At 40.8% G+C, this 1,462-nt stretch carries 1 pseudogene; it reads right to left on the minus strand.

Annotated elements, in window-relative coordinates:
• Window positions 1–1,462: pseudogene (locus AC6CH4_RS25825) on the minus strand (hypothetical protein); the annotation flags it as partial.

The raw sequence follows: 1,462 nt of genomic DNA on the forward strand, positions 1-1,462 counted from the left end.
GTCCAGGGCGTCATATTGAAAAAATTCATATTTCATCCCATCAGCAAAACCGTTTGCACGGGTGGTCAGATTGCCTGTTAAAGGAGCAAATTTTGTGACCAGTCTCATTACTGTAACTGGTATGTATTGCCCGCCAAAATAGTCCGATCCGAACTTTAGATGCCTGGATTCGCCAACAAAGCCATATTGGTCATAGGTATTGGTTATGGAAATGCCATTGCCCAGCCAGGCATTGGTAAGCTGTCCACGAACATTTACCGCATCGGTCTGCCACAATACTTTTTGGGCATCATCATCAATTATCTGCCATGGACTACCATTTTTATAGGTATGCTGTATGATTCTGGAACTCTCTTTTTTGTTTGCCAGTAATAGTGCCGTGCTTGTTTGTTTATCCACCCTTCCAATGGCATCAAAAGTGAATTGTTTGGTAAAAACAGCATAGGGTGTTGTTTCTGTAGTTTTCTCCAGACGCCTGAATCTGTCATATGTAAATGTATTTGTAGTGACAGCCCCGGATTCAAGGGTATTGGTAAAAATGCTTGAGGTTAATAATTTTGTGGTACCATCATACTCATAAACGGTATTGCTATTGGTTAAAGAAGAAGGATTACCTATTATTGTTTTTTCAATCAGTTTGCCTACATTATTAAGTTTATATGTAGTGGTGCCATTTGGAGTTATTTCTGACATTGTTTCTCCAAAGCCGTTATAGCTATAGCAGTACACACCCGCTGAAGGGTCTGTTAATCTGGTTTTCCTGCCCCAGGCGTCTTGCTCAATGGTAGTTACAACCCCATCATAATTGGATGATCTCAGATTGCCATTGGCAAAATAGCTATAGGTGATAGTACCTCCCGGCGAGTCGGTTACAGAAACAATATTGCCTATGGCATTCTTTGTAGAAGACTTGCTTTTTGCCCCCTCACTTACAGTGGTAGTGAGCCCGGAATAATTCACGCTCACTGTCTTTCCGGTAAAGGAAGTGCTTTGGGTCATCCTGCCATAAACATCATACTTGGTTTCATTCCACTGGGTTGGCCCCCAATCATAATAAGGTTCACTTATTTTATAGTTCCTGCCCATACTGTCATACAGGTAAGAAACTTTAGAAAAGTCTCCGGTTATATATTTTACTCCTGATAGCGTTTTTCTGCCCAAATCATCATAGACTTCCAGGGAGACCGCATTTAGGTCACTTCCGGAAATATATACATAAGTTTCTTCCCCACTTTTTGAGTAGGTATAGTAGCTTATCTTTCCCAGATAATCAGTAGTTCTTACCTTTTTCATCCAGGCGTTATAATCATAAGAGGTTCTTAAGCCATAAGGATTGGTTTCGCTCATCAACAATCCATTATAAGGATCGTAGGTAAATATTGTGGACAAACCTTCAATATCAGTGCTTTTGACCAGGAATCGCCCCGAGGAATCATACTGGTAAGAGGTAAATCTTGGCGTT

Source organism: Flavobacterium sp. GQ95 (assembly GCF_059758655.1).